Raw genomic sequence first — 23,531 nt, 5'->3', positions numbered from 1 at the left:
CCTCACCATAGGTGGATCACGATCCCACAAAACCACAGTACCTAAACTCATGGGGAATACAAATCGAGGTTGTGCGAGTGAATAAAGTAGAGCAATCAGCTTAGGGCCGCATCTCGCGACGCCGCCATTCTGTTCTTTGTGTGATCGGTGTGGTATTCTAAATATCTGCTGGGTGCGATCGAAGATGGCTAACAACTTGTTCCACTAGCGAGGGGACCTGTTGGACTTGGGGAGGGGGCAGACGGTGAATCGGAAGAGTGAGAAAAACAAATTGAGAAAGCGCAAAGAGCGGGAGAGGCGAGTACAGAAACAGAAAACTCTCGACCGTGAATCTAAGCGGTACATCGATCAGATTCGAAGCGGATTCGATTCAGGCACCGTCGCCAATTTGACCAATTTATCAATGCCGGCTCGCGACAAACTCGTCTCGAGGTTACTGGCTGATCCGAAAACGCGAGGGAGAATACTGCCTTCGGAATTCCCTCGTCGAGTCAAAACACTCTGCCGACTTCGTTCCCCGATAGCGTCGAAGACGCTGCAGGCTGCAATCGAATTTACAGCCAGTATACTAAAGTCGAAACGAGAAACCACACTTCAAGTCTACGAACTTTCCGAACACTTTCACTGTGCTATTGTTAGCGGCAATCTGCAGACAGCAGAAACTATGCTGCAATCCATGACTGCCAAGTTCGGCGTCTCATTATGGAGCGTTGAGTCCGAATTACTCCTTGGAGAATTGAATGGTCCATCCGGGATTATTGTGGGTAGAGGTCGAGTCCTCCGCAGTAGAAGAGGATGGCGGTTTTGAAGTTGTCGCGGTTTCGGTATCCGCCGACTCTTCGTTTGATGGCCATGATTTTGCTGTTCATTCCTTCGGCGACGGCGTTTGTGATTCCGTGAGTGCAGTAGCTCACCACATTGGCTAAGCGTTCTTTGATCGTGCGAGCGACTTTCTTCATTGGCTCCAGCTTTGTGTGGATGACTCGCTTGTACCAGTCATTGAAGAACGTCGTGGCCTCTGCCGGAGTGTCATGAACCCAGAGGTCTCGCAGCATCTCCTTGTAGGCCCACGCTTTGCCCGTGAGTAACTCTGCCTTCCATGCGGCATCAAAGCGTTCCTGCTGTTTTTCGCTGAGATTCTCCTGGCCTGAAAGCCACAGATACCGAGTTCCCGTCAATCGATCATCGCCTTCGGCGCGAAGCTTCTTCTGCTCCGACCGACGGACCTTGTCGACGGCTTCGGTTGCCAGCTTCATGATGTGAAAGCGGTCGTGCACAATCTTCTGTTCGGCCAATGCAATGTTGCCTTTGGTGCTCTTGACGTATGCGGCACTCATGTCCATCGCAACCGCCTCCACAGACTGCTTTTCACTGTCGGAAAGCTGATCGAAACAGGCATCAGCGGCTGCCGTGTCATGACCATCGGAAATCGCTTCGACAGTGCTCTTGTCCAAGTCATAGATCAGCGTGACGTAGTTGTGTCGTTTTCGAAAGGCTTTCTCGTCGATGCCGATTCGAGGGAGGTTCTTCGATTGTTTGCGATCCTTCCCGCGAGCCACCGCCTTCTGCAGAATGTGCCACGATTCATCCCATGAGATCCCCAGAATGCTGCACGCCCCTTTCACGGTTTGTGTGGCCAGAAGAACGTCGATGGCGAAGCGTTCAAAGAACAATGAGAAGCGGCTGTTCTTTTCCGCCCAGGGAAGCCTGATCTGTTTGACGCCATGATCCGGGCACTTCACGCGAGGCGTGCGGGCATGAAGGATGGTCGCAAATTGCATCGTGTCCAGATGCCGCCATTGGCGAGACTTCGTGTGGTCATAGCACGGCAGCTGCCTGTCGCAATCCGGACAGCAAAAAGTTTCGCCCTCGCCATGTTCGACGAAAACGTCGACCTGTTGAGCTTCCATATCCAGCTGAACGTCCGCCACAAACCACGGCCCCGTCAGTCCCAAAATCTGTTCGTAAAAGTCTGTTCCCTGCATCCCACGAAAACTAACGAATTAACGCCTCACCCACAAAGAACCCGGATGGACCAATTGAATAATGGAGTAGAAGGTAATCGCCGCATCTTAGCCGAAGTGTATGAAAAGAATCCGCATCCTCGCATTGGTCTATTAGCTACCCTGTTCTCGCAGCGAATCGAAACAGACTTGTCTGCGAGATACTACGTAGCTGTCCATTTCAGCTTGGAGACTGGTCTTTTTCTGTCGGTTAGATTTTGATACGACAGGTGGATGGACACGGATGTCAGTCAGATCATCGCTGTGGAAGTGAAGCAGCTTGTGCTTAGCCTGCAGCGTGAGGTTGCGGAGCTGCGGGACGAGAACCGGCGGCTGCGTGATCGGATTGAAGAGCTCGAAGGTAAGAACCCCACAGAGCGACTCGACGAGGCGTTTTCGGTGACGGCGGAAGAGAGACGCCGCGCTGAAACGGGCCGCCGAAAAGGTCGCAAAAAACAATCCTCGGCGCGTCGCGGTCGTCGCACAACCGAGCAGAAAGCGGACAACGCCGAACGACGCGAACTCATTCTGCCGGAAGGTTACAACGTCGCAGAGTGCCGTTTCGTTCGGGAACGTTTCGTCTGGAGAGTGATCAACGGCCAAGCCGTGCAGGTCGTCTATGAAATCTATCACGGCCCCAACGGCGAGAAATCCGAAATTCCGGGCGTGTGGCCGCGGTCCGAATTCGGCATTGAAGTTCATATCGCGCTGGCTCGCATTGTGACCATCACGGGACTGTCGATCGACAAGACGTGTGCATTGATTGAATTCTTCTGGAATCTGCCGCTCGGCAAATCCCAGGCGGACGCTCTGTTGAATCAACTGGCACGGCGTTGGGAACAGGAATTCGAATCTCTGTGTGACCTGATGGCGTTCAGTGCGATTGTGCATGCAGACGAAACCAGTTGGAGTATCAACAGCGTGTGGGCTTTTTTGTCGGAGAAGGCGCGCGTGCTGATCTTCGGATGCCGCAAAGACGGCGACACACTGGCTCAGATCCTGTCGAAAGAATTGTTTGGAGGCGTGCTTGTTTCGGACGATGCGGCCGTGTACCGAGGTTTCAGTCACGCACAGAAATGCTGGGCTCACCTGCTGCGGAAGGCCATCCGTCTGACGCTGCTGAAGCCGGACAACGAAGAGTACCAGCGACTGCTCGACGGCCTGCTGGAAATTTTCTACGCGGCCAAACGCCACGCCGCCGATGGTCGTCTTGGCGATGCCGGTCGTGCGGCGAAGGTCGATGAACTTGATAACACGCTGGCGGCTCTGCTGGTGCGTTACTGCGCCGAGGATTCCGATGTTCGGGCGGCCGACTTCGGCAAGGATTTTGACAACCTGGTCTCAGAACTGATTCGGCTGATGACGGAAGAGGAGTTGTTTTGTTTTGTGACAAGCCCGGCCGCGCCAGCAACGAACAACGAAGCGGAACGCAGTCTTCGCGGCGCGGCCATGGACCGTCGCACAGGTCGAACGAGCAAAACATCGAAGGGAGCCCGTCGCCGCAGCATTCTTACAAGCGTCCTGGAATCGCTGAATCTCCATCTGAAAACACCAACGCTCAGTTCCGTGGTGGCCGAGGTCATGACGTGGCAGCAGGATGGATTCAGTCTGTTTGATCGACTGAAACTTGAAGTCGGCCTGACCTCCGCGCCGCCCGGTCAGTCGCGACTGTCCAAACTCGTCCCCGCCAACTGAACACCACACCTCACGCTGCGCACCACGCGGAAATGGACAGCTACAGATACTACTGCCGGGCTGTCCAGACTCTTGTAGAGCAGTCACAAAAGCAGGGAGTTGATGATGAAACGGTTGCCGATGTGCTGTTTCACTTGGATTTTCATACCGAAGAGGTAGCGAACAACCTACTTGCAGCTCTTGACTGTTGTCGAAGTTACTCGTTTGTGGATCTCGCGTTAGCTTATCGAACGATCCTTCCTCTTTATGTATTATCTAGCGCAGATTCACGCTCATTAGACGCAACTCATAGGGCAGTTGATGAGGGGGCGGTTTTCCTTGGGCCAGATGTCTCAAACACGCTACGTGTGTGGATAAATCCAGGTGAAACTCTCCAGCATACAGAGTTGACGAAAAAAGTTTTTGAACTGCAGGATATGTTGCTTCAAGGTTCCTTTGCAAAAACCCAAGAGCTAAGCTGCTCGCTAATTAAGAGCTATCCCCTTTGTTTTGAACTCTATGCGTTAAATGCCCAAGCATCCGCTTGTGGCGGTTTACAACGGTCATCTCCGTTCGCTGAGAATACGACTGGAGACCGAATCATACAGGCAGTGCACTCCTGCGAAGCGTTCGACCAGCAGCGAGAAGATAGCCTGGCCACACTCGCCAAGCTTTCATATTGCTTTGGGAACTCTCGGTTCGGACACGCAATCATGTCATACTGGTTATCCGCACAACAATACTCGGCTCACACCCCTCGTTTTAAAATTGCGAGTCAGAGCTGCCTAACGCCAAGTATCTCATTTAGCATGAGCCCCAAAGCTAGAGCAGTCTTTGCTGAAGCGTGCGAAAGCGACGAAGGCTTGAAAGCGGACTGGCTATTCCAACTAAGTCCAATAAGCGAGAGTGGCGACGCTTCAAGCCGTTCCACCAAATACGATAGTTCCTTTGCCCTGCTTTTTGCGGCAATTATGTTCGAGTCGACCGGCCAGCAGACAGCGGCCGTTGAAAAATACAAAGAGCTTCGTAGTGCCAGCGACGTTGCGTCCTTGAATGCACATGTATCTAGTGCTTTGGTGCGCATAGCGATTCTACAAAACAAGATGGCAATGGTTGTCGACGAGATTTCTGCCGCGTTTGTTGAAAACGAATCATACATATTTGGCAGTCTCCGCCATACACTAGCCGAGATCCGGCGGGATGAGTTGGAGATCGGCGAATGCCAAGGATCGACAAGCCTTAGATGGGCGATAGTGTACTGGCTGGCGCACCGAGCTGGACTTACAGAGAAACAAATCCACAATCTGCATGTAGCCTCGGATGAGTTTCTCTATTCGCACGGATGCAGCATTGCCTCAAACTTTCTTGAAAAGGTTTCGTTACCCACCGCAGAGCTGCTTGTGTTCCTGATGTACGTCTGCGTACCGGCGGTATTAAAGCGAAATTACAAGCTCAAACGAACTGAGGATCTCAATGCGGAACGTATCGCAATACTCCAATGGAGATCGGCGTGTAAAACGGACCCACTTCGGGGGTCTGATCGGCGCGTAAAATGGACCCACCGTATTGGACTCGCGAAGGTACTGGCGAATTTGCCAGTGGCTTCGAGGGCCGGGGATGCTCACGGTGGACGATTACGGACGGATTCGGCGAGCTCACCGCGACGGCATGAGCATTCGCGAGATGGCTCGGCGGTTTCATCATTCACGACATAAGATCCGAAAAATCCTCAACGGTGACGAGGCGGAGCCCGGGAAATATCCTCGGCGGGAACGTCAGTCGGCCCCGAAGGTGGGTGCGTTTCATGATCGGATTCTGGAAATCCTGACGCTGGATGAAACGGCTCCGCCGAAGCAGCGTCACACGGCGATGCGGATCTTTGAGCGACTTCGCGACGAACACGAATACGCAGGCGGCTACGATGCCGTTCGTCGCTTTGTGAAGAAGCAGCGCGTGTCGAAGCTTGAGACATTCATCCCGCTCGATCATGGGGCCGGTCAGCGAGTGGAAGCTGACTTCGGCGAAATTTCTGTGGACTTTCCGGACGGTCGGCAGAAGGTCAACGTGTTGATTTTGGTGTGGTCGTATTCGAACGCGCCATTCGCGATTGCTCTGCCGACTCAGCGGACCGAAGCGATTCTGGAAGGTATGTCGCAGGCGTTTGGATTCTTTGGATGTGTGCCGAAGGAAGTCTGGTGGGATAACCCGAAAACTGTGGCGACGGCGATTTTGAAAGGACGTGAACGGACGATCAACGAACGCTACGCGGCGCTGGCGAGTCACTTCGCGTTTGATCCGTTGTACTGCATGCCACGTAGCGGGAACGAGAAGCCGATTGTTGAAATTCGCGTGAAGACACTCGAACGCAACTGGTCAACGCCGGTGCCGCGAGTGAAGGATGTCGATGAACTGAACGCCTATTTGCGGCAGCGCTGCGTTGCAGAACTTGATCGCGTCAGTAGTCGGCAGACGGACACGATTGGCGTTCGTTTCGAAGAAGAGAAGGCCCTCGCGACAACGCTGCCCGCGTATTCGTTCGACGCTTGTGTTTGCCAGGAAGCGAAGGTGGATAAGTATCAGTTCGCTCGTTTTGATAACGTCAGTTACAGCGTGCCGCGGCAGTGTGCGTTTCACACAGTGACCGTGAAGGCGTATGTCGATCGCGTGGAGATTGTTCATCGGAATGCGGTCGTGGCGACACTCGTCCGCAGCTATTCGAGGGGCGACCAGGTGCTCGATCCGCTGCATTACCTGACGACGCTCGAACGACGTCCGGCGGCTCTGGATCATTCGAACGTGTACCGCAACTGGACGCTTCCGTCAGTATTTTTGCGGCTCAGGGAGCGTTTGGAGGCACGCCACGGTGGTCGGGCCGGAGTGCGTCAGTACGTTCGCGTGCTGCAGTTGCTGGCCTCTCATCCGGTGCCGCGAGTGCAGTCGGCCATCGAACAACTGCGTGGCGCAGAAGGCGCTGACGCCGAACGAATCATTCGTCGCGTGGAACAGTCGGCCGCGCGTTCGCAGAGTTCGTCCAGCGATTCAACGGACACACATTCGGCGAACTCTCTTCACGACGAAGGAGTTTCACCGGACGTGCTGTCGGTTCAGGTTCCGATGCCGAGCCTCGATCATTTCAATCAGTTTCTCAGTTCGTCAACACAAGGAAGCGATGACGATGCCCGCAAAGAAAAAAGTGAATTCAAGAACGAACAGCCAGCAGCCTGCGGCGGATGCGAAACCGTCGTCGTCAACCGGTCAGAAGCCAAAGTTGCCTCCAAAAACGAACGACACGAACCAAATGCTGGTGAAGTCGAACCTCCGACAGTTGCGACTGCCCACGATGAACGCGGAGTTCGACAAGCTGGCTCGGGAAGCGGCGGACTCGAATCAGACGTACCAGGATTATCTACTGCGGTTGACGGAACTGGAAGTGGCGGCGCGCTCCAGCAACGCGTTGAACTCACGCATCAAACAGGCGGCGTTTCCCGTTCAGAAGGATTTGGACAGCTACGACTTCTCGGCGTTACCATCGGTCAACAAACAGAAAGTGCTGGAGCTTTCTCGCTGCGAATGGATTTCCGCACGACGTAACGTCTGCCTGCTGGGTCAACCGGGAACGGGTAAAACGCATCTCGCGGTTTCACTGGGACTGGCTGCGTGTCGACACGGACTGCGGACGAAGTTTTTCACGGCAGCAACGCTTGTCAATCAGCTCGAAGAAGCTCAGAAGCAATTCGCCCTGGATCGCATGCTGAAGCGGCTCGATAAACTCGACCTCCTGATCGTCGATGAGCTGGGCTACCTCTCATTCAGTCGCGCCGGCGCGGAGCTGTTGTTCCAGGTATTTGCCGACCGCTACGAACGCCGCAGCCTGCTGATCACCAGCAACCTTGCCTTCAGCGACTGGGGCCAGATCTTCCAGGGAGAACGCATGACGGCCGCGCTGCTCGATCGGCTGACTCACCATTCTGAGATCTTTGAAATGAACGGCGAAAGCTTTCGATTCAAAGAGTCGATGAAACAAAAACAGCCGCCCGGTTCCAAAGACTGACGGCGGCGGCCACGGCGAAAACGAAGCTCACGACGACCACGCCCTCGGTCGTCAAACACTCACCAGGTGGGACCATTTTCCGCGCCGAAGTGGGACCGTTTTACACGCCGATCTCCACTCCAATACGTATTGCATCACGCAGCTGAGAAATTTGGCCGTATGGCAAGGGCTGAGATTGCGGAAATCACGCAACAAGATCAATTGAGAAAGGCAATACAGCAAGTAGAATCCGGACGAATTTTCGTCAACACGAAAGGCATCCAGTCTGCATTGTCTGATGAGAGTCTACAAAACTTTGTCCGTTTGCAGCGAGTCCTGAAGATCAACAACCAAGCCGCTCGCAAACAACTTGAAGTCACAGGCATCGAGTTGGCGGGTAAGAGTGTTGTCTATGTAGATGACTACTCGTCAGAACTGCTCCGGGAATTCGCGGAGGAAATACGGGACGAGTTTGTCGGTAATACTTCGCACGGGCTAAACACGTACATTTCGGTTCACATTAGACACGGGTACATCAGTTCGCAGGTTCGCGGGCAATTCGAACTACATCATTTGGCAACTCGTGAGACCAATGGAGCTTATCAGGATAACCAGTATTGGTTAGAAAGACTTGAGCCTTTAGGAAACGTCTCATTGGAAAAGGCAAATAGGCTTTTCAAAGCGTTTTCAAGTGACTTGGACGAAATCGTTGAAGAAGTCAACTCCAAGTGGATTCGCATCAAAGACCCTGAGTACCCAACGTAGCTGTCCATTTCCGCGTGGTGCGCAGCGTGAGGTGTGGTGTTCAGTTGGCGGGGACGAGTTTGGACAGTCGCGACTGACCGGGCGGCGCGGAGGTCAGGCCGACTTCAAGTTTCAGTCGATCAAACAGACTGAATCCATCCTGCTGCCACGTCATGACCTCGGCCACCACGGAACTGAGCGTTGGTGTTTTCAGATGGAGATTCAGCGATTCCAGGACGCTTGTAAGAATGCTGCGGCGACGGGCTCCCTTCGATGTTTTGCTCGTTCGACCTGTGCGACGGTCCATGGCCGCGCCGCGAAGACTGCGTTCCGCTTCGTTGTTCGTTGCTGGCGCGGCCGGGCTTGTCACAAAACAAAACAACTCCTCTTCCGTCATCAGCCGAATCAGTTCTGAGACCAGGTTGTCAAAATCCTTGCCGAAGTCGGCCGCCCGAACATCGGAATCCTCGGCGCAGTAACGCACCAGCAGAGCCGCCAGCGTGTTATCAAGTTCATCGACCTTCGCCGCACGACCGGCATCGCCAAGACGACCATCGGCGGCGTGGCGTTTGGCCGCGTAGAAAATTTCCAGCAGGCCGTCGAGCAGTCGCTGGTACTCTTCGTTGTCCGGCTTCAGCAGCGTCAGACGGATGGCCTTCCGCAGCAGGTGAGCCCAGCATTTCTGTGCGTGACTGAAACCTCGGTACACGGCCGCATCGTCCGAAACAAGCACGCCTCCAAACAACTCTTTCGACAGGATCTGAGCCAGTGTGTCGCCGTCTTTGCGGCATCCGAAGATCAGCACGCGCGCCTTCTCCGACAAAAAAGCCCACACGCTGTTGATACTCCAACTGGTTTCGTCTGCATGCACAATCGCACTGAACGCCATCAGGTCACACAGAGATTCGAATTCCTGTTCCCAACGCCGTGCCAGTTGATTCAACAGAGCGTCCGCCTGGGATTTGCCGAGCGGCAGATTCCAGAAGAATTCAATCAATGCACACGTCTTGTCGATCGACAGTCCCGTGATGGTCACAATGCGAGCCAGCGCGATATGAACTTCAATGCCGAATTCGGACCGCGGCCACACGCCCGGAATTTCGGATTTCTCGCCGTTGGGGCCGTGATAGATTTCATAGACGACCTGCACGGCTTGGCCGTTGATCACTCTCCAGACGAAACGTTCCCGAACGAAACGGCACTCTGCGACGTTGTAACCTTCCGGCAGAATGAGTTCGCGTCGTTCGGCGTTGTCCGCTTTCTGCTCGGTTGTGCGACGACCGCGACGCGCCGAGGATTGTTTTTTGCGACCTTTTCGGCGGCCCGTTTCAGCGCGGCGTCTCTCTTCCGCCGTCACCGAAAACGCCTCGTCGAGTCGCTCTGTGGGGTTCTTACCTTCGAGCTCTTCAATCCGATCACGCAGCCGCCGGTTCTCGTCCCGCAGCTCCGCAACCTCACGCTGCAGGCTAAGCACAAGCTGCTTCACTTCCACAGCGATGATCTGACTGACATCCGTGTCCATCCACCTGTCGTATCAAAATCTAACCGACAGAAAAAGACCAGTCTCCAAGCTGAAATGGACAGCTACGTACCCAACAGGTATGCTGCACTATCAGATCACACAACCGATACTCGATGTATTGTTTGCAACGTCAACGAAATGTAAATCCCATAGCGAACTCGTCGAACAAGTAATAGAAGTGCTTTGGGCCATCACGGAGAAGCTGCTCGAGCAAATACGTGAACGGATCAAGGGAGAACTATTGAATCGTGTACTGACTCTGCTTAACGATCTGGAAGAGCATGTTAATGCCTTGTCGCCCACAGTCGCAAAGTCCGACTTTGCTGCAACGGTCGCATCATGCAGAACGAAGGTACAAACAGACTATGCTATGTTTGCGGAGTGGTTTACACGTTCTTCGGGTCAGTCTATCAAGTCGTTCCAACTCAGCCTCGTTGTCGACGTCGCTACAAAGACAGCAAGAAGATTTCACCCCAGTGTAATTTTTCGCCCCGAGACGTCGCTGATTTCAGATCATTTCAACGGAGATTGGTTCAAGGCGTTTGTTGAGGTATTTGTGATCCTATTTGACAATGTAGTGAAGAATGCAAAGACAGCTGAGTTTCGCCCGATTTGCGTCGTGAACTACGATGGCAAAAATTCGATCACGATCAGTGTATCTAACGATGTCGGTTCACAAGTCGATATTGAACAACTCAGTGACCAAGCTGTATTACTGAGCGAAGAAGCTGAACTGGACAAGGAGGAGCGTCTGCAAACCGAGGGCAATTCCGGCTTGACAAAGATTCGAAAGCTATTGAAAGAGGACTTGCGTCAAAGCGACAGTTCACTTGCATGCAGTGTTTCCAAAGATGGCATGTTTAAAGTGGCAATTGAAATGAATTCGGCTCGATTGATCCTAGAGGCAGACTAAATGAAAGTACTAATCGTAGAAGATGCGGACCGAAAACTTGAGCAACTGAAAGACTATGTCGAAAGCATATGGCCTGAGGTGCGTATTGACGAATGCAAATCCTATGCTAGTGGGTTAGAAGCGGCGATTGAAAACCGCTACGAGTTGATACTGCTTGACATGTCACTACCGAACTTGTGTCCTTCCGGCAAGCCTGCCTGAAGCAATTTCCGGGGCTCGGTACCGTGGTTGGTTTCCTTTTTGGGGAGGACAACCATGGTTGGACGAAAGCGTGGCGACATTTCGAAGGCTCTGGCACGCGGGCGAGACCGCTTTGAGGCGTGGCGACGGACACGGAAGGTTGGGGCTCGGATCCCGGTTAAGCTCTGGTCGCTGGCTGTGAAGCTGGTCGAAACTCACGGCCTCAGTCGCACGTCCTCAGCGTTGAAGCTGGACTATCATTCGCTGAAGAAACGGGTTGCTGCGAAGGACGTCGAATCCGATTCGGTGGCTCCGGCATTCATCGAACTTCCGCCTCCATCGCCGACCGCTTCGACGGAATGTGTCGTCGAATTCGCAGACGGCTCGGGTGCCAGTCTCCGTGTGCATCTGCGGGGCTGTGAAGTGCCAGACCTTGTTGCTCTTGGCCGCAGCTTCTGGAGCGGTGAGTGATGCTGCAGATCACGCCACAGATGAAGATCCTGGTTGCTGTCGAGCCAGCTGATTTTCGCAGGGGAATTGACGGACTGGCGCGGCTCTGCAAAGACGCTCTTGGGCAGGATCCGTTCGCAGGGACGGTGTTCGTCTTTCGCAATCGCCGCCGCACCGCGATCAAAGTGCTGGTGTATGACGGTCAGGGTTTCTGGCTTTGTCACAAACGTCTCTCTGAGGGACGATTCCACTGGTGGCCATCCGCGCCGGACGAGAACAGCAGTGCCAGGGCTCTGGCCGCTCATCAGTTGTCGGTTCTGTTCTCAGCCGGCAATCCGGATCGAGCGGCGGCAGCGCCGGACTGGCGTTCGGTCGGACCACGCCACTGATGCGGGGCGGCCCGCGAGCCGACGCTCGTGCGTGACGGCCGGCAGGCTAATCGAGCTGTCGCTCGAAAACATTCCGTTGTCGCTCTGCAAAAATCTGCGCCATTCAGGTCGAGTGCAAAACTGCTCTTGATTCCAGATGCAAATCCCTGTTCTATTCGCGTTCGATGGATCGAACGTGTGGCAGGGAAAGCCGACCGAATCATGACTCGCAAAGCACCGGACATTATCGAAGTGACAGAACAACGGTTTGAGGAACTGCTTCAGCGTGCGGCGTCCAATACGCTGTGTGACGACGACATGGAGTTGATGCGGAACATCTTTGCATCGTACCGAGGCTTCTTTGAAATCGTGGGCAATAAGAACACCACGATCGCTCGTCTTCGCAAAATGATGTTTGGTGCGACGAGTGAGAAATCGACGAACGTCCTTGGTGATGCCGAAGAGGTTCCCAGTGTGTCTGCTGGTGACGCCGCGGATGGTGCAGCAACCGATTCTCAGAGCAATCAGAACGACGATTCTTCAGAGCCTCCGCCTGGACATGGCAGGTACAGTGCCGACGATTATCCAGGTGCCGATCAAATCGACGTTAGGCATCCGGAACACTCGGCCGGCAACGCCTGTCCCGACTGTGGTCAGGGGACACTTTACGAAAAGCCGCCCGGTGTGCTGGTTCGCTTTGTTGGTCGGGCACCGCTGCACGCGACCGTCTATCGCATGCAGAAGCTACGCTGCCACCTTTGCGGAAAGCTCTTCACGGCACCGGTCCCCGACGGCGTTGGCGACGATAAGTACGACCATACGGTGGCCAGCATGATCGGGCTGCTGAAGTATGGAAGCGGGCTGCCGTTCAACCGCCTTCAGGGGCTGCAGTGGAGTTGCGAAGTTCCTCTGGCAGCCTCGACTCAGTGGGACATCATTCACGCCGCCGCCTCACTGATCGCTCCGACTTACAACGAACTCATCCGCCAGGCCGCGCAGGGCGAAGTGTTGTATAACGATGATACGACCGTCCGAATCCTGGAAATGATGGGCCAGCGTGCCCGAAAAGCACCGCCACCGGTAGACGACGATCGCAATCCCAGCCGCACCGGGCTGTTTACGTCAGGCGTTGTCGCCACGCTGGCAGGCGTGCGCATCGCGCTGTTCTTCAGTGGCCATCGGCATGCCGGCGAAAATCTGTCGAACGTTTTGCAGCATCGAGCCGCTCAGCTTGAAGCGCCCGTGCAGATGTGTGACGGACTCGCGCGGAATCTGCCCAAAGAACTCGACACGATCCTCGCGAACTGTCTGGCGCACGGCCGTCGCAACTTCGTGGATCTTCACGATCGGTTTCCCGAAGAATGTCGACACGTGATCGAGGCCTTCAAGGTGATCTACCACAACGATAAAGTTGCGCGTGACGCAAAGATGTCTGCTGAAGCACGCCTGGCCCTGCACCAGTCACAGAGCAAACCGACCATGGACGATCTGCATGCGTGGTTGCAGCGTCAGCTCGACGATAAACTTGTCGAAGCGAATTCCGCCCTTGGCGAAGCGATTAACTATCTGCTCAAACGCTGGCAGCCGCTGACGTTATTTCTCCGCAAAGCCGGGGCTCCGCTGGACAACAATCTCTGCGAACGTGCGTTGAAGAAAGCCATTCTGCATCGTAAGAATTCCATGTTCTACAAAACCCGCAACGGCGCCCGCGTCGGCGACATGTACATGAGTCTGATTTACACGTGCGAGTTGAGTGGAGCCAATGCGTTCGACTATCTGAATCAGCTCCAGATCAATGCGGCGGACGTCACGAGGTCTCCTGATCGCTGGATGCCCTGGAATTATCTCGACAACGTTGAATCCGTTTCCGACGCTGAGTCGCACACGGCATCGAAGTCAGCTTGTCATCGCCCCCTGATCGGTAGCAAAGGTGCTTTTCGCTGATGGCGCGAGAGACAATTGGTCTTCAGCTGACTCCGGACGAACGCTCACTCCTCATGCGATATGGATATCCGTTCGAACGGATTGAAAAGGCCCTGAAGGCCTGCGAGGCAAGTCGTGACATTGAGATCGTCCCGATGGACCGTTTCGATCTGGAGCACCTGATTGGAGACGTGAGCCGATCCATCAACCGCATGAAGAGCGGTGCAACACAGGTCCAGCTCCTGGACCTCTGCGGTCGATTGGAAGCCGCGGAAAGATACGACGATGGCATGCTGGATACCCTTTGAACCGGTCCGCGGCTGCCAGTGGCTGCGTTGCGACGGCCACCTGACCGGCTTCCCCAGCCCCGCTCACAGCCCCAGCGACAAAAATCGAGATTTGCACGCTTACCGCAAAGACACCCGAACTTCGACGTAACTAAAGAAGATCCTACCAGTGATACGTTTTTCTTTGCTGGTAGAGACATACTTCGCGAACTCCACCGAAAGAGGATCGAAATTCCGGTTGCCATCGTTACGCAATGGACTGAATTCGGACGAGACGAAGAAAAGATGACATTGGCGGAATTGAGGGAAGAGCTTGCCAGTCATTCGTCACCAAGCTACATGGGCACCGTATACTACCACCCCTCGAAGGTCGACTGGCAGTCGGAGCTTGCTCATATATTTCGAGAGCGAGGACTCATAAGTGCCCATGATTAAGGTTCTAGTGGTCGAAGACAATGAAGCGAAAAGGTTGCGGGTTCGAAAAACAATCTTGGATGCGCTTGGCGAATCACGATGTGAACTTGAGGAGGTCACTTGCTTTGTAGACGCGTGCGAAAGGTTGGAGAACAATCAAGTCGACTTGTTGGTTCTGGATCTACTGATACCTCGTGAGCGAGGGGGAGTTTCAGAAGATGGGCTTGCAACTTCTCTCTTTCGGAGTTTGTGTGGCAAGGGGCCAAGGCTTAAGACTCCGCGTTTTATCTTTGGCCTCACTGCTTACGATGCAGCCAAGGATAGTCTTCAGGCTGAATTTTCAGGTCACGGCTGGACTATCACCAAGTATGATGAGTCAAGCACCGTCTGGTCGGATACGTTGTCACGGGTACTGGAACATGTGCACAAAGTGACTCCGGACGTGGATCAGAGCCCAAAGCACGTCGTGATGGTCGTGCACGGGATCAGAGATTTCGGGAGTTGGCAATCAACCGTAAAAAGGCTGTTAGAAGCTGACGCAAGCTTGACAGCAGTGACATTGAAGTATGGTCGATTTAGTTTACTGCGATTTGTCGCTTCCACGCGTCTGTTGGACTTTGGCAAAAAGCCTCTCAAACGTGTCGCTGAAGAATATGCCAACATTAGATCGCAGTATCCCAACGCGAAAGTTTCAGTCATTGCACATAGTTTTGGTACCCATTTAATAACGAGGCTGATGTTATGCGATCCGCACGTGAAGTTTTTTCGGATCGTTCTGTGTGGATCAGTTGTGAAACAGGATTTCAATTGGTCCTTAGTGCAGTCTCGGATAGGGGACGATGACAATCCACGGAAGTCTGAATACATCATAAACGACTGTGGAAATGCTGATTTCTGGCCAGTTTTTGCGAAGTCCCTAGGTTACGGGGCGATTGGGACGAACGGAGCGGGCAGTGCAAGTGTATACGATCGTTTTCACGATGGCGGGCATGGACTTTTCATGGATTCCGTATTTATCGAGAAGTACTGGATTCCCTTCATGAAGTCTGGGGAGGTCGTCAAAAGCGAGGTGGAGTCGCGGAAGAATTTACCAAAGTTCACAATTGTCATAGACGTAGTTCCAGTTTGGCTAATTATGTTTCTGCTAGCGGCGGCGATTTATTTATTTTTCTCACCGCCTTGATTCCTGTAATACCTATGGGTGTCGTCGTGATTTGGGTTGCTTACTTGGTTAGATGGTGTCGAAGCCATTTCACTGATTTCAGATTCGCGACGGCAGCTAACGTTCGGGTAATTCATCGCACCTGCAGGGGCAGACTTCGCTAAGCATTTGTAGGTGGCCATATTTCGAAGGTGGCGGAAGTTTGTGCTTCACAATATACCGATTGCATTCACAATTTCTTCTGTGCATTCAACCAGGGCCAGCGCATACTAAGTTGTTTTGCCGGTAAGGATTTGCATCAAATAGTCAATGTTCCATCCGGCCATTCTTCTTTTCATGACGTTGCTTTGTTTGCCAGGATGTTTCTTGATGAGGCTGAGTGTGAGTCGTCTGAGCCATGACAAATTGTTCGCGAAGATTCGGTTTCGGACTCGACTCTCATCCTCGCGGTAGGTCATGTCGAGACTCCAGTGCAGCGTGTTTTCTATGGCCCAGTGACCACGAACCGTTGTTGCGAACAGCTCGCCTTTGCGACGCAGACTGCTGATGTAGTAGCGAACGTCAGAATGATGAATGCCGTCCTGCTCGTACATTCGGATCGCCGTTCCGATGGTCTTGAGTCCGGCCCATTTGTGGCCCACGTCAAAATCGACAGGCACGGTCGCCTGATAGTAGATTCTCTGTTCCTGCCGACCGTGTCCCTTCTCTGTTTCTTCATAGCGACTGACGGGACAGCGAGCGAAGTCATCCTCCAGGTGATCGAGAAAAAACTTCTGCACGACCTCATAGAGTTTCGGTTGGTTGCCTTTCAGGGCTAACACATAGTCTGCATTGCCAGACACGATCTGCTGCGCAATGTTTTTTTGACAACCCGCTGCGTCAATCGTAATGATCGCCTCATCGATATTGATTTCGTTCAGTAATTTCGGGATCGCGGTGATCTCGTTCGACTTCTCTTCCGTCGCCACCTGTCCCAGAGAAATCCCCTGATCAGAAGCCCACGCACTCACGATGAACAACGCACCCAGCCCATTCTTTTTGTCATGTGATCGACGGAGTGCTTTGCCATCAATCGCAATCTGTTTTCTGTAGCCTTCTTTCTGTTCGTCGGAAAGTCCTTCCAGCGATTCAATCCATTGCACGAAGCACGCTTGAAAGTCGTTCGGCTTCAGGAGAGAAAGGACGCGCCGGTACGTATCTTTTTTCGGAATGCCATGCGGAAGTGCCAGGTGTTTCTGCAGGCCATCGGCATTCAGTCGCGCCCATTCCGCAATCGCACTGGGGCCGTCGGCGTTGGCCAGCACTCCGCAAATGGCGATCACAATCACATCACCAAGCAGATGCAGACGATTGATGTTGGAACGCGGGTCTTTCAATTGATCAAAGTAATGAACAATGTTTCCTGTCAGCTCCTGGGTGACCGCCAGTTCAACTGTCGACATCTCTTGTCCTCTCCTCGTGAAGTCCGATGTTACGACACGAAAAGACTAACCAATACTCACTTGTCGCGCCAGCCTAAATTGCCCAAAGTGCGCGCTGGCCCTGGCATTCAACCAGTCTCATAGGGCTGCCAGGCAGCTGTGTGGTATGAGTTTTGGGCACCATCTCTCTGAGGAAAATTTGACTTGGCCCGAGCGGGGCCACTTGGTTGAGAAGTTAACTTGCTTCCCGAAAGTAGCGGAATACCGTGTTCCGAGAAACACCCAGAGCAGAGGCGATCTCTTCAGGTCTCAGGCCTTTCTCGCGAAGTTCCACGGCTCTCTCCGGTGCGGCTTTCGTCGTACCAGACCTACGTCCCTTGTATTTCCCCTGCTTCTTCGCCACAGCGATGCCGACGGCTTGGCGTTCTCGCCGGTTCTCCTGCTCCATCTGGGCGACACCAAGAAGGACGGCGGCGATGATCTGCCCAACAGTTCCGCTGAAGTCGATCTGCTGAGTGACAGAGACGACGCGAAGCCCCTTGTCACACCATGCACACAACGCGTCGATCCCGTCGCGAATCTTTCGAGAAAGGCGATCGAGTTTGTAGATAACGACTGTCGAAATCTCGCCTGCAAATATGTCTGCCTGCATCCTCTTGAACGATGGACGTGCCATATTGTCTCCGGACATCTTATCGACGTACCAAACAACGACCTTCGGATCGACGCCGTTCCCTTGCAACCACCGCTTGATTTCCTCCTTCTGCCCAGCCTCGTTTTGGCCGACGGTTGAAACCCGGACGTAGCAAGCCACTGTATTGGACACTTTCGGCATCTCGTTCTCTCCAACTTGTTAGTATCGAATAGAGTGTACCCTAAACGATACGGCGACGGCGTCCAAATTAGGCGCAATTCTGGCGAATTCGGAGATCTCGATGGCCTAGACCCTAAACGTTACTATCGGTGGGACGTCGGCAGCATCTCCACGCATCAGCGACCGCGGTGTGCATGCTGGAGCCCGCCGCAAGTACGCCTTGCCCAGCGGTGACGGAAAGTGTGGTGAAGGCTGTGCGACGACACCGATCGAACGGTCTGTCACCGCCATACAGAGTGATTGCCTCAGCCCCCGAAATCGGTATTCCGTCATTTACCTTCACTAATAGAGCTGACTTGGGATGCTCACACTTAGGGGCGATCTGTCCGGTGTCGGAATATCGACGGGTTCTCCTAATAGATTACCTTTAGGAAAACCCGTCGTTACGCGGGCTCTCACGAAGAAGCAATCCACCCTTTTCGCTGGCCAACTCTTCGTACACGCCCCGCCTTCTCAAGTTTTTGAAGACGCTCCCGACAGGTAGATTCGGCGACCCCAAGCACAGCCGCCAGTTCTCGCGTCGGAACTGGCACCGAGCTGTCCCCGTTTTTTAAGTGGTCCAGAATCGCCACATCAGCTAGTTTTAATGGAGGAAGCGGAAATTTTGACAAGAAGGCTTGCGGGCCGTCTGACGCGAACGCGCCAGCCCCCATTAGCGACGTTTGCGGGTCCGAACAGCAGATGTTCTCCGTCGAAACGACATAGCACCGAATTCCATCTGTTAGACACCCTCTCGCACGCCCTATTGCTTGCTTCAGTTGGGCCGTGACTAAGTCCGTGTACGCATCGTGCCAATCGTGGTCTGCATAGTGTCCAGTCCTTACCACCCTTGGTTGGCCTGATTCGTCCTTGCCAAGCCAAGCGTCGAGTGTTCCTCCGTTTTCCCTCGTTGGCCAACCGGCAGCGGCAGCGCGAATTCTTGCGGCCCATGGCTTATTCAGTCGAATGAGGTGTTCACGAATTGCGGCTGGCGCAACGCGAGGTGTGCCGAGCACGATCATGCAATCACAATCTTTGTACCATTCATTGCTACCACGAGATTTAGTGCCTCCGAACCAGTCGAAGGTCGACACCCTATCACGGTATGCCTCCCCCAGAGAGTGGATAAGTCCGTCGTCAAGATGATTCTTGTGAGTGATCAAGCCAATTTTTTGATACGGAATATCATGAATGATCCCTCGCAACGTATCGGCCACGGAGTCTCTAGATGCTCGCCGTGTAACGTCTCTTGGAATTTGGACGGTTGGATTGATGGTACGGGGAATTGCCTCTGGGGTGATGTCGTGGATTTCACGTTCTGTGGCGGCGGCAAGCGACTTTAAACTTGCCGTAGCATCGTTAATCACGATTTTCGCTCGACGAGGCAAGGGCGTGGCACAGTTACCGACCAGTCGACGCGTCAACTTGCGCTTCCCACCTACGCCAAAAAACTCGTCGACCGCAGCAACGAGACTCACAAGGCGTCCGTCAGTGGCGCACCTAACTAGCTGCATTGCCTCCCGATTCAGGGCATACTTCTCATGAACGATCTCCCAGATGCATTGATCAATTCGCTTGCGTGCCGGGCAGTGTTTGGCACGTTCTGGGAGTGGAATGTTCTCTGTTTTAATCGCACGGCGTCGGTAGCCATCAAAATCTTTCGCTATCGCTGCCATTCTCTGAAAGTAGTGCTTCTCAACATCGTTTTCACATACTTTCTGTAGGACCTCTCGTGCGATTTGCTCAATAGTCGCGAGTCCGCGTTTAGCGACATATTGAGGTCTCAGCATCGCTATTGGGTCTTCGTGGATTGCGATGTACTTTGTACCGGATGCTATTTGTTGCATGGTTAGTTCGCCTCTCTTATGGGTCGCGATCATGTGTAGTGACTCTTTGGCCTCTGCACACTGACTCAGATATAGACACGAATTTCGATAGCTGCAGTCGGGGCACACGGCCCATCGAAAACTCAAACCGTGTAGTTGGGCTTTATTTGCATCCGAAAAATTGGGGCACGTGACCGGGTCATGCTTGGGGTATGCGGCGGAATCCTCAATGCCATGTTGTCGGTCGCTGGCAAGAACCTCTTGGCAATTGGCATGAGTTGGCTGCAGGTTGAGTGCTCGTTCGCCCAAATTCAGCCTACGAATCGTGTCGGTGTCGATGTGAGATTTGCCAGAACCTGTGGCGGATCGATCCAAGAAAATCCCACCCTCATCTTGCTCCATCATGTGGCGTCTGGTTGATTGTCGTTGTCGGCGGACGACGTCGATCGTTTGCGATCGTCGTAAACTAAACATGTCCTTCACGCGGTTTGCGAATTCGGCCTCGCCCCTGCGGCAAATCCAGTCATCTATCCCGTTCTTCTTTGCCCTTGCCGACCCAGCTCTCGGCGGCGTATAGATACGTGCATTCGCTCCTTGACGAGTGAGGACTTCTGCCAGCCTCACGGCTGCGAGGTTGACTTTGCTGTTACGTTTCTTGTCAAAGTCGAACATGACTATGACATCGCGGCCTTCCCACCTTATTTGACTGAGGTCTGCGATGAGGCGTCGTGGTGCGTCTTGATTTTTCTCGTCGTCACTTTGCGGAGCCATCCAATTCCACACGCCCATCAATCCGATGCAGGGACAACCAGCTTGCGTCGACGCAAGGGCCTTCAAGATACCCTCTGTAATCAACAGCGGCTCACCGGCGTTGATTGCAGCGATAGCATCTGGAGGAAAATAGCTGCGGTTGGGTTCGCCCGTTGGGCAAAGGTACTTTGCGACTCGCGGCTTCTTCCCCCCGAAGCGGTGCGGAACGCGAAATCTAACGGTATGGTACTCGATTGGGTTTGCTGACAGATCGAAGAAGGGGAATACGATGCCGGCACTTCGCACGTCATCTCGATTGAGAATTCTGTCTAAGTGGTCAGTACTAGAATTCACGGTGATCTGAGCATCGCTGATCGTCTTGGCTTTGAGGCCGGAAGACTCCAGCTTTCGCCTTCCCCAAGTATCGTCATCAACATCCTCATCATCGCACTCCTGTTCAGCGGCATCGCAATCCCACTCCGGGTCGTCGAGCATATTCGCCCTGCCGTTGACGAGTTGGAATTTGCAACGCTTTCGACGGTTGAGCGATTCCAAAAGTTCTCGTGGCAATCGCCGATGTCTCGTTGCTGCGGAACGTCGTTCGGATACAATTGGCATCAGATTTCCTTTCAGGTGGTCTCCCTTCTCTTGCCAAAGTTCAGGGGGCCGCCTTTTTGGGGCTATGGGTCTACTTGTAGTATTGCGTCACATTTTCGTTGGCTGCGTTACGACGATTTGCTGTCGGCTTCTGCGGCTGCTTGTTGGTTCTTGCCTTCTCGAATTCCTCCAATGCCTCGTCGCTAATCCGCCATCGTGGCTTCTTTCGTGAAGGCGTCACTCCAACATTGACCGCCTTCAACTCACCGGACTTAATCCAAGCCAATACTGTGTGCTGTGCCACACCGTACTTTTCCATCACTTGCCTCACCGTATTCGTCGCCATTTCGTGCCTCCAAAATGTTTGGGAACGCTTGCCTACTGAGGTCCAGTCTGATGGATGAAAATTGGGTGTTACGTGAAGTTACGTAACGGCACAAAAAAAGCCCCATGAAGGGGCACTTCACGAGGCTAACTAATGCAGGGAAATTTTGGGGAAATATGGCGGTCGTTCCAAAGCGGTTACGCAATGTCTAGGTTGAGTGTGAACTGGATCTTCTCGTTTTTTGCGTATTTCATTACGCTTTCGAACGAGATTCGCTTGCCCTTACCCTTCTTGTTATTGGTCTCGAAGTGACCGGTTTCGCACAGACGTTTTACTTGCATGCTGCCTTTCCTTGAGTGCGCCCCCTCGTCCCAGCCAAAGCCCTTCACGACATCGATTTGGCGGAGCCAACCATTACTGCTAGTGGATTGCACATCACCCTCGTCATAAGTAGACGATGAGTGGGCGTCAACGGCTCGTTGCCTTTCGAGGTTTTCCATTAGCCAAGAGTGTAGTTCACTGCTGCCAGAATCAAGATAGAGGCATTGGTCGTCACAATCGGCCTCGGCCGCGATCAATCCAAGTCTTGCTAGTTCGTAAATCGCTCGGCGGTCCTGGACTGACATCTTCCTGAAGGAAATCGAACAGACGCCTTCAATGTCTCCAGGGATTGATTGGAACACTCTCGCCCAGCGGACCATCAACGCTTGCAGGTCTGCTTCCAAGATTGCGACAGTTGCGTATTCAGGGAACACGTCGGTCATGATCTCCACCCTCTCCGAAGAGCCAATTCCTGACGCAGCTAGTAACTTGGACAAGCCGCTCGTCACTGATGCGTTCTCGATACGTCGCTGCCACGCTGCTGTCGATGTGGCCCATAAGAGCGTCTACGGCCACTTGGTCTTTCGACTCGCCGCCAATCGTTTCCAACACATGCCGCAACGCATAATGTCCGCGACCGGCAACGTAGCAATCGGCGTCTTCCATCACAAATCTCATTTGCCCGGACACCATCTGGTCGGTTCCGTTTGACCACGGATTACCCTGCGACGTTACAAACACGAGTTCCGAGTCTGCAGGTGACATTGCACCTTGAATGGCCGCAATGGTTTCGGGCCAAAGAGGGTTCCTCCGCAACGCACCTGTCTTCGATCTTGCGTAGTCGATGAAACCGCCGTCTAAATCGACAACCTCTTTCTTCAACAGTCCGCAATCGGTTGGACCAAAGCCGCAGTTCACGCCGAGGAGGATCATCGCTTTCATCACTGGCGACGCGACTTTCAGCATCGCATTGATCTCGCAGGCTTCGAAGAACTTCTCTGGCTGACCAGCCCGATGCTTGCGAAGGGTCTTCGCCGTTGGCTTCTTGAACGTCGGGCCAAACTTAACTGGCTTGTCGATCAGGTCGGCCTCGTAGGCGTACTTGAATATCCCGCGAATTCGTCCGACCTCGTTCCCAAGGCGTACTGGCCCCCAACTCTCTGCAATTGATGCACGCAGTCTGGAGAATTCCCCCGGCGCCAAAGTGGAGACTGACCGATTCGAGCCAAATGTCGCTATAAGTCTGTCGCAGGTTTCTTTGTACTCTTTGAACGTTCGTTTCGACAGTTCGCCCGAGTCCAGCAGCCGCTCCTTCTCTGTGAGAAAGTGGTTGGCGACATCTTTAAGTTTTATTTGCTCTCCGTCGGCCGTGGTGGCTTGACCGGCGTATAGGTCATCTCTCTGCTGAGTGTAGAGTTCCAAAGCCTCTCGCCAGCCGTCACCCTCCACTCGCCGAAGTCGACCGCCAATCACTCGGCCCCATCTTCCGAAGTAGTAAATCTTCCCGTTTATTTTTTTCTGCCACTTGCCACTGTTGTGGGGGCTCAATGGGAAGTCCTTGTACGGTTTCGGTGGCTTGCTGAGCTTTGTCTTCTTTGATTTCTTGGTTGGCTTCGGCTGGACGGCGGCGGGCGGGGTTCCTACCTTGGGCATTGTCACAATTCTCCTCGAATCGGGGCGTTGGGGCACTGCCTCCGCTGGCTGCAATCCGGCGGGGGCAACTTTCGTTACCGGTAGTATACGCGGGTAGTACGAAATCTTAAACCGT

At 53.6% G+C, this 23,531-nt stretch carries 19 protein-coding genes and 1 pseudogene; 12 read left to right on the top strand and 8 right to left on the bottom strand.

The genetic code is table 11. The features are described from left to right. Positions 1–755 precede the first annotated feature (755 nt). The gene (locus tag Fuma_RS05805) at positions 756–1,985 is read right to left on the bottom strand and encodes an ISL3 family transposase (RefSeq protein ID WP_077023303.1); all 1,230 of its coding nucleotides are present in this window, start codon (positions 1,983–1,985) and stop codon (positions 756–758) included. Between the two features lie 252 nt (positions 1,986–2,237). Here Fuma_RS05805 and Fuma_RS05800 point away from each other — a divergent pair, with 252 nt between their 5' ends. From Fuma_RS05800 to Fuma_RS05780, 5 genes and pseudogenes are all read left to right on the top strand, one after another. Then, positions 2,238–3,698: an IS66 family transposase gene (locus tag Fuma_RS05800; protein ID WP_077022387.1), complete on the top strand. Its 1,461-nt coding sequence runs from the start codon at positions 2,238–2,240 to the stop codon at positions 3,696–3,698. Positions 3,699–3,730: 32 nt separating this feature from the next. Further along, positions 3,731–5,392, top strand: coding sequence for a hypothetical protein (locus tag Fuma_RS05795; protein WP_077023302.1), 1,662 nt, complete (start codon positions 3,731–3,733; stop codon positions 5,390–5,392). Continuing rightward, a pseudogene (istA, locus tag Fuma_RS36140) lies at positions 5,295–6,404 on the top strand (IS21 family transposase); the annotation flags it as partial. The gene Fuma_RS05795 and the pseudogene istA, both read left to right, overlap by 98 nt. Positions 6,405–6,846: 442 nt before the next feature. Then, positions 6,847–7,728, top strand: coding sequence for an IS21-like element helper ATPase IstB (gene istB, locus Fuma_RS05785; RefSeq protein WP_338030020.1), 882 nt, complete (start codon positions 6,847–6,849; stop codon positions 7,726–7,728). A gap of 129 nt (positions 7,729–7,857) precedes the next feature. Continuing rightward, the gene (locus Fuma_RS05780; RefSeq protein ID WP_145944006.1) at positions 7,858–8,472 is read left to right on the top strand and encodes a hypothetical protein; all 615 of its coding nucleotides are present in this window, start codon (positions 7,858–7,860) and stop codon (positions 8,470–8,472) included. 40 nt (positions 8,473–8,512) lie between these two features. Here the strand turns inward: Fuma_RS05780 and Fuma_RS05775 are convergent, their stop codons facing one another. Continuing rightward, the gene (locus tag Fuma_RS05775) at positions 8,513–9,973 is read right to left on the bottom strand and encodes an IS66 family transposase (RefSeq protein WP_077022387.1); all 1,461 of its coding nucleotides are present in this window, start codon (positions 9,971–9,973) and stop codon (positions 8,513–8,515) included. Here Fuma_RS05775 and Fuma_RS05770 point away from each other — a divergent pair. The 7 genes from Fuma_RS05770 (at position 9,966) to Fuma_RS05740 (ending at position 15,691) form a co-directional block, all read left to right on the top strand. Further along, on the top strand, positions 9,966–10,886 hold the full coding sequence (locus tag Fuma_RS05770) for a hypothetical protein (RefSeq protein ID WP_145944005.1): 921 nt from the start codon (positions 9,966–9,968) through the stop codon (positions 10,884–10,886). The two genes, Fuma_RS05775 and Fuma_RS05770, sit on opposite strands and share 8 nt — an antisense overlap. Then, positions 10,887–11,087 (top strand): response regulator, encoded by a 201-nt coding sequence (locus Fuma_RS05765; RefSeq protein ID WP_077023297.1) that lies wholly within the window; start codon positions 10,887–10,889, stop codon positions 11,085–11,087. It begins immediately after the preceding gene. Positions 11,088–11,141: 54 nt separating this feature from the next. Then, positions 11,142–11,537, top strand: coding sequence for a hypothetical protein (locus Fuma_RS05760; RefSeq protein ID WP_077023296.1), 396 nt, complete (start codon positions 11,142–11,144; stop codon positions 11,535–11,537). Further along, positions 11,537–11,905, top strand: coding sequence for an IS66 family insertion sequence element accessory protein TnpB (gene tnpB, locus Fuma_RS05755; RefSeq protein ID WP_077023295.1), 369 nt, complete (start codon positions 11,537–11,539; stop codon positions 11,903–11,905). The genes Fuma_RS05760 and tnpB overlap by 1 nt, the downstream gene beginning before the upstream one ends. 201 nt (positions 11,906–12,106) lie before the next feature. After that, entirely contained in the window at positions 12,107–13,828 is a 1,722-nt protein-coding gene (gene tnpC / locus Fuma_RS05750) for an IS66 family transposase (RefSeq protein WP_077028133.1), read from the top strand. 53 nt (positions 13,829–13,881) lie between these two features. Beyond that, entirely contained in the window at positions 13,882–14,115 is a 234-nt protein-coding gene (locus tag Fuma_RS05745) for a hypothetical protein (protein WP_145944004.1), read from the top strand. Positions 14,116–14,521: 406 nt separating this feature from the next. Then, positions 14,522–15,691: an alpha/beta fold hydrolase gene (locus tag Fuma_RS05740; protein WP_077023293.1), complete on the top strand. Its 1,170-nt coding sequence runs from the start codon at positions 14,522–14,524 to the stop codon at positions 15,689–15,691. A 248-nt stretch (positions 15,692–15,939) separates the two neighbouring features. On the opposite strand, the gene Fuma_RS05735 is transcribed toward Fuma_RS05740, so the two are convergent. From Fuma_RS05735 to Fuma_RS05710, 6 genes are all read right to left on the bottom strand, one after another. Beyond that, positions 15,940–17,112, bottom strand: a complete 1,173-nt coding sequence (locus Fuma_RS05735) for an ISAs1 family transposase (protein WP_077022421.1) — start codon at positions 17,110–17,112, stop codon at positions 15,940–15,942. A 214-nt stretch (positions 17,113–17,326) separates the two neighbouring features. After that, positions 17,327–17,926: a recombinase family protein gene (locus Fuma_RS05730; RefSeq protein ID WP_077023292.1), complete on the bottom strand. Its 600-nt coding sequence runs from the start codon at positions 17,924–17,926 to the stop codon at positions 17,327–17,329. Between the two features lie 434 nt (positions 17,927–18,360). Further along, the gene (locus tag Fuma_RS05725; protein WP_083731831.1) at positions 18,361–21,138 is read right to left on the bottom strand and encodes a DUF3854 domain-containing protein; all 2,778 of its coding nucleotides are present in this window, start codon (positions 21,136–21,138) and stop codon (positions 18,361–18,363) included. A gap of 70 nt (positions 21,139–21,208) precedes the next feature. Then, positions 21,209–21,463 (bottom strand): helix-turn-helix domain-containing protein, encoded by a 255-nt coding sequence (locus tag Fuma_RS05720; RefSeq protein WP_083731830.1) that lies wholly within the window; start codon positions 21,461–21,463, stop codon positions 21,209–21,211. 176 nt (positions 21,464–21,639) lie between these two features. Continuing rightward, entirely contained in the window at positions 21,640–22,206 is a 567-nt protein-coding gene (locus Fuma_RS05715) for a hypothetical protein (protein WP_077023289.1), read from the bottom strand. Further along, positions 22,187–23,416 (bottom strand): tyrosine-type recombinase/integrase, encoded by a 1,230-nt coding sequence (locus Fuma_RS05710; RefSeq protein WP_083731829.1) that lies wholly within the window; start codon positions 23,414–23,416, stop codon positions 22,187–22,189. Before Fuma_RS05710 ends, Fuma_RS05715 begins: the two co-directional genes overlap by 20 nt. Positions 23,417–23,531 lie beyond the last annotated feature (115 nt).

This window comes from Fuerstiella marisgermanici (assembly GCF_001983935.1).
Classification (GTDB): Bacteria; Planctomycetota; Planctomycetia; order Planctomycetales; family Planctomycetaceae; genus Fuerstiella; species Fuerstiella marisgermanici.
Note: the sequence above shows the minus strand (reverse complement) of the source record. Positions and strands in the feature narration are given on the sequence as shown.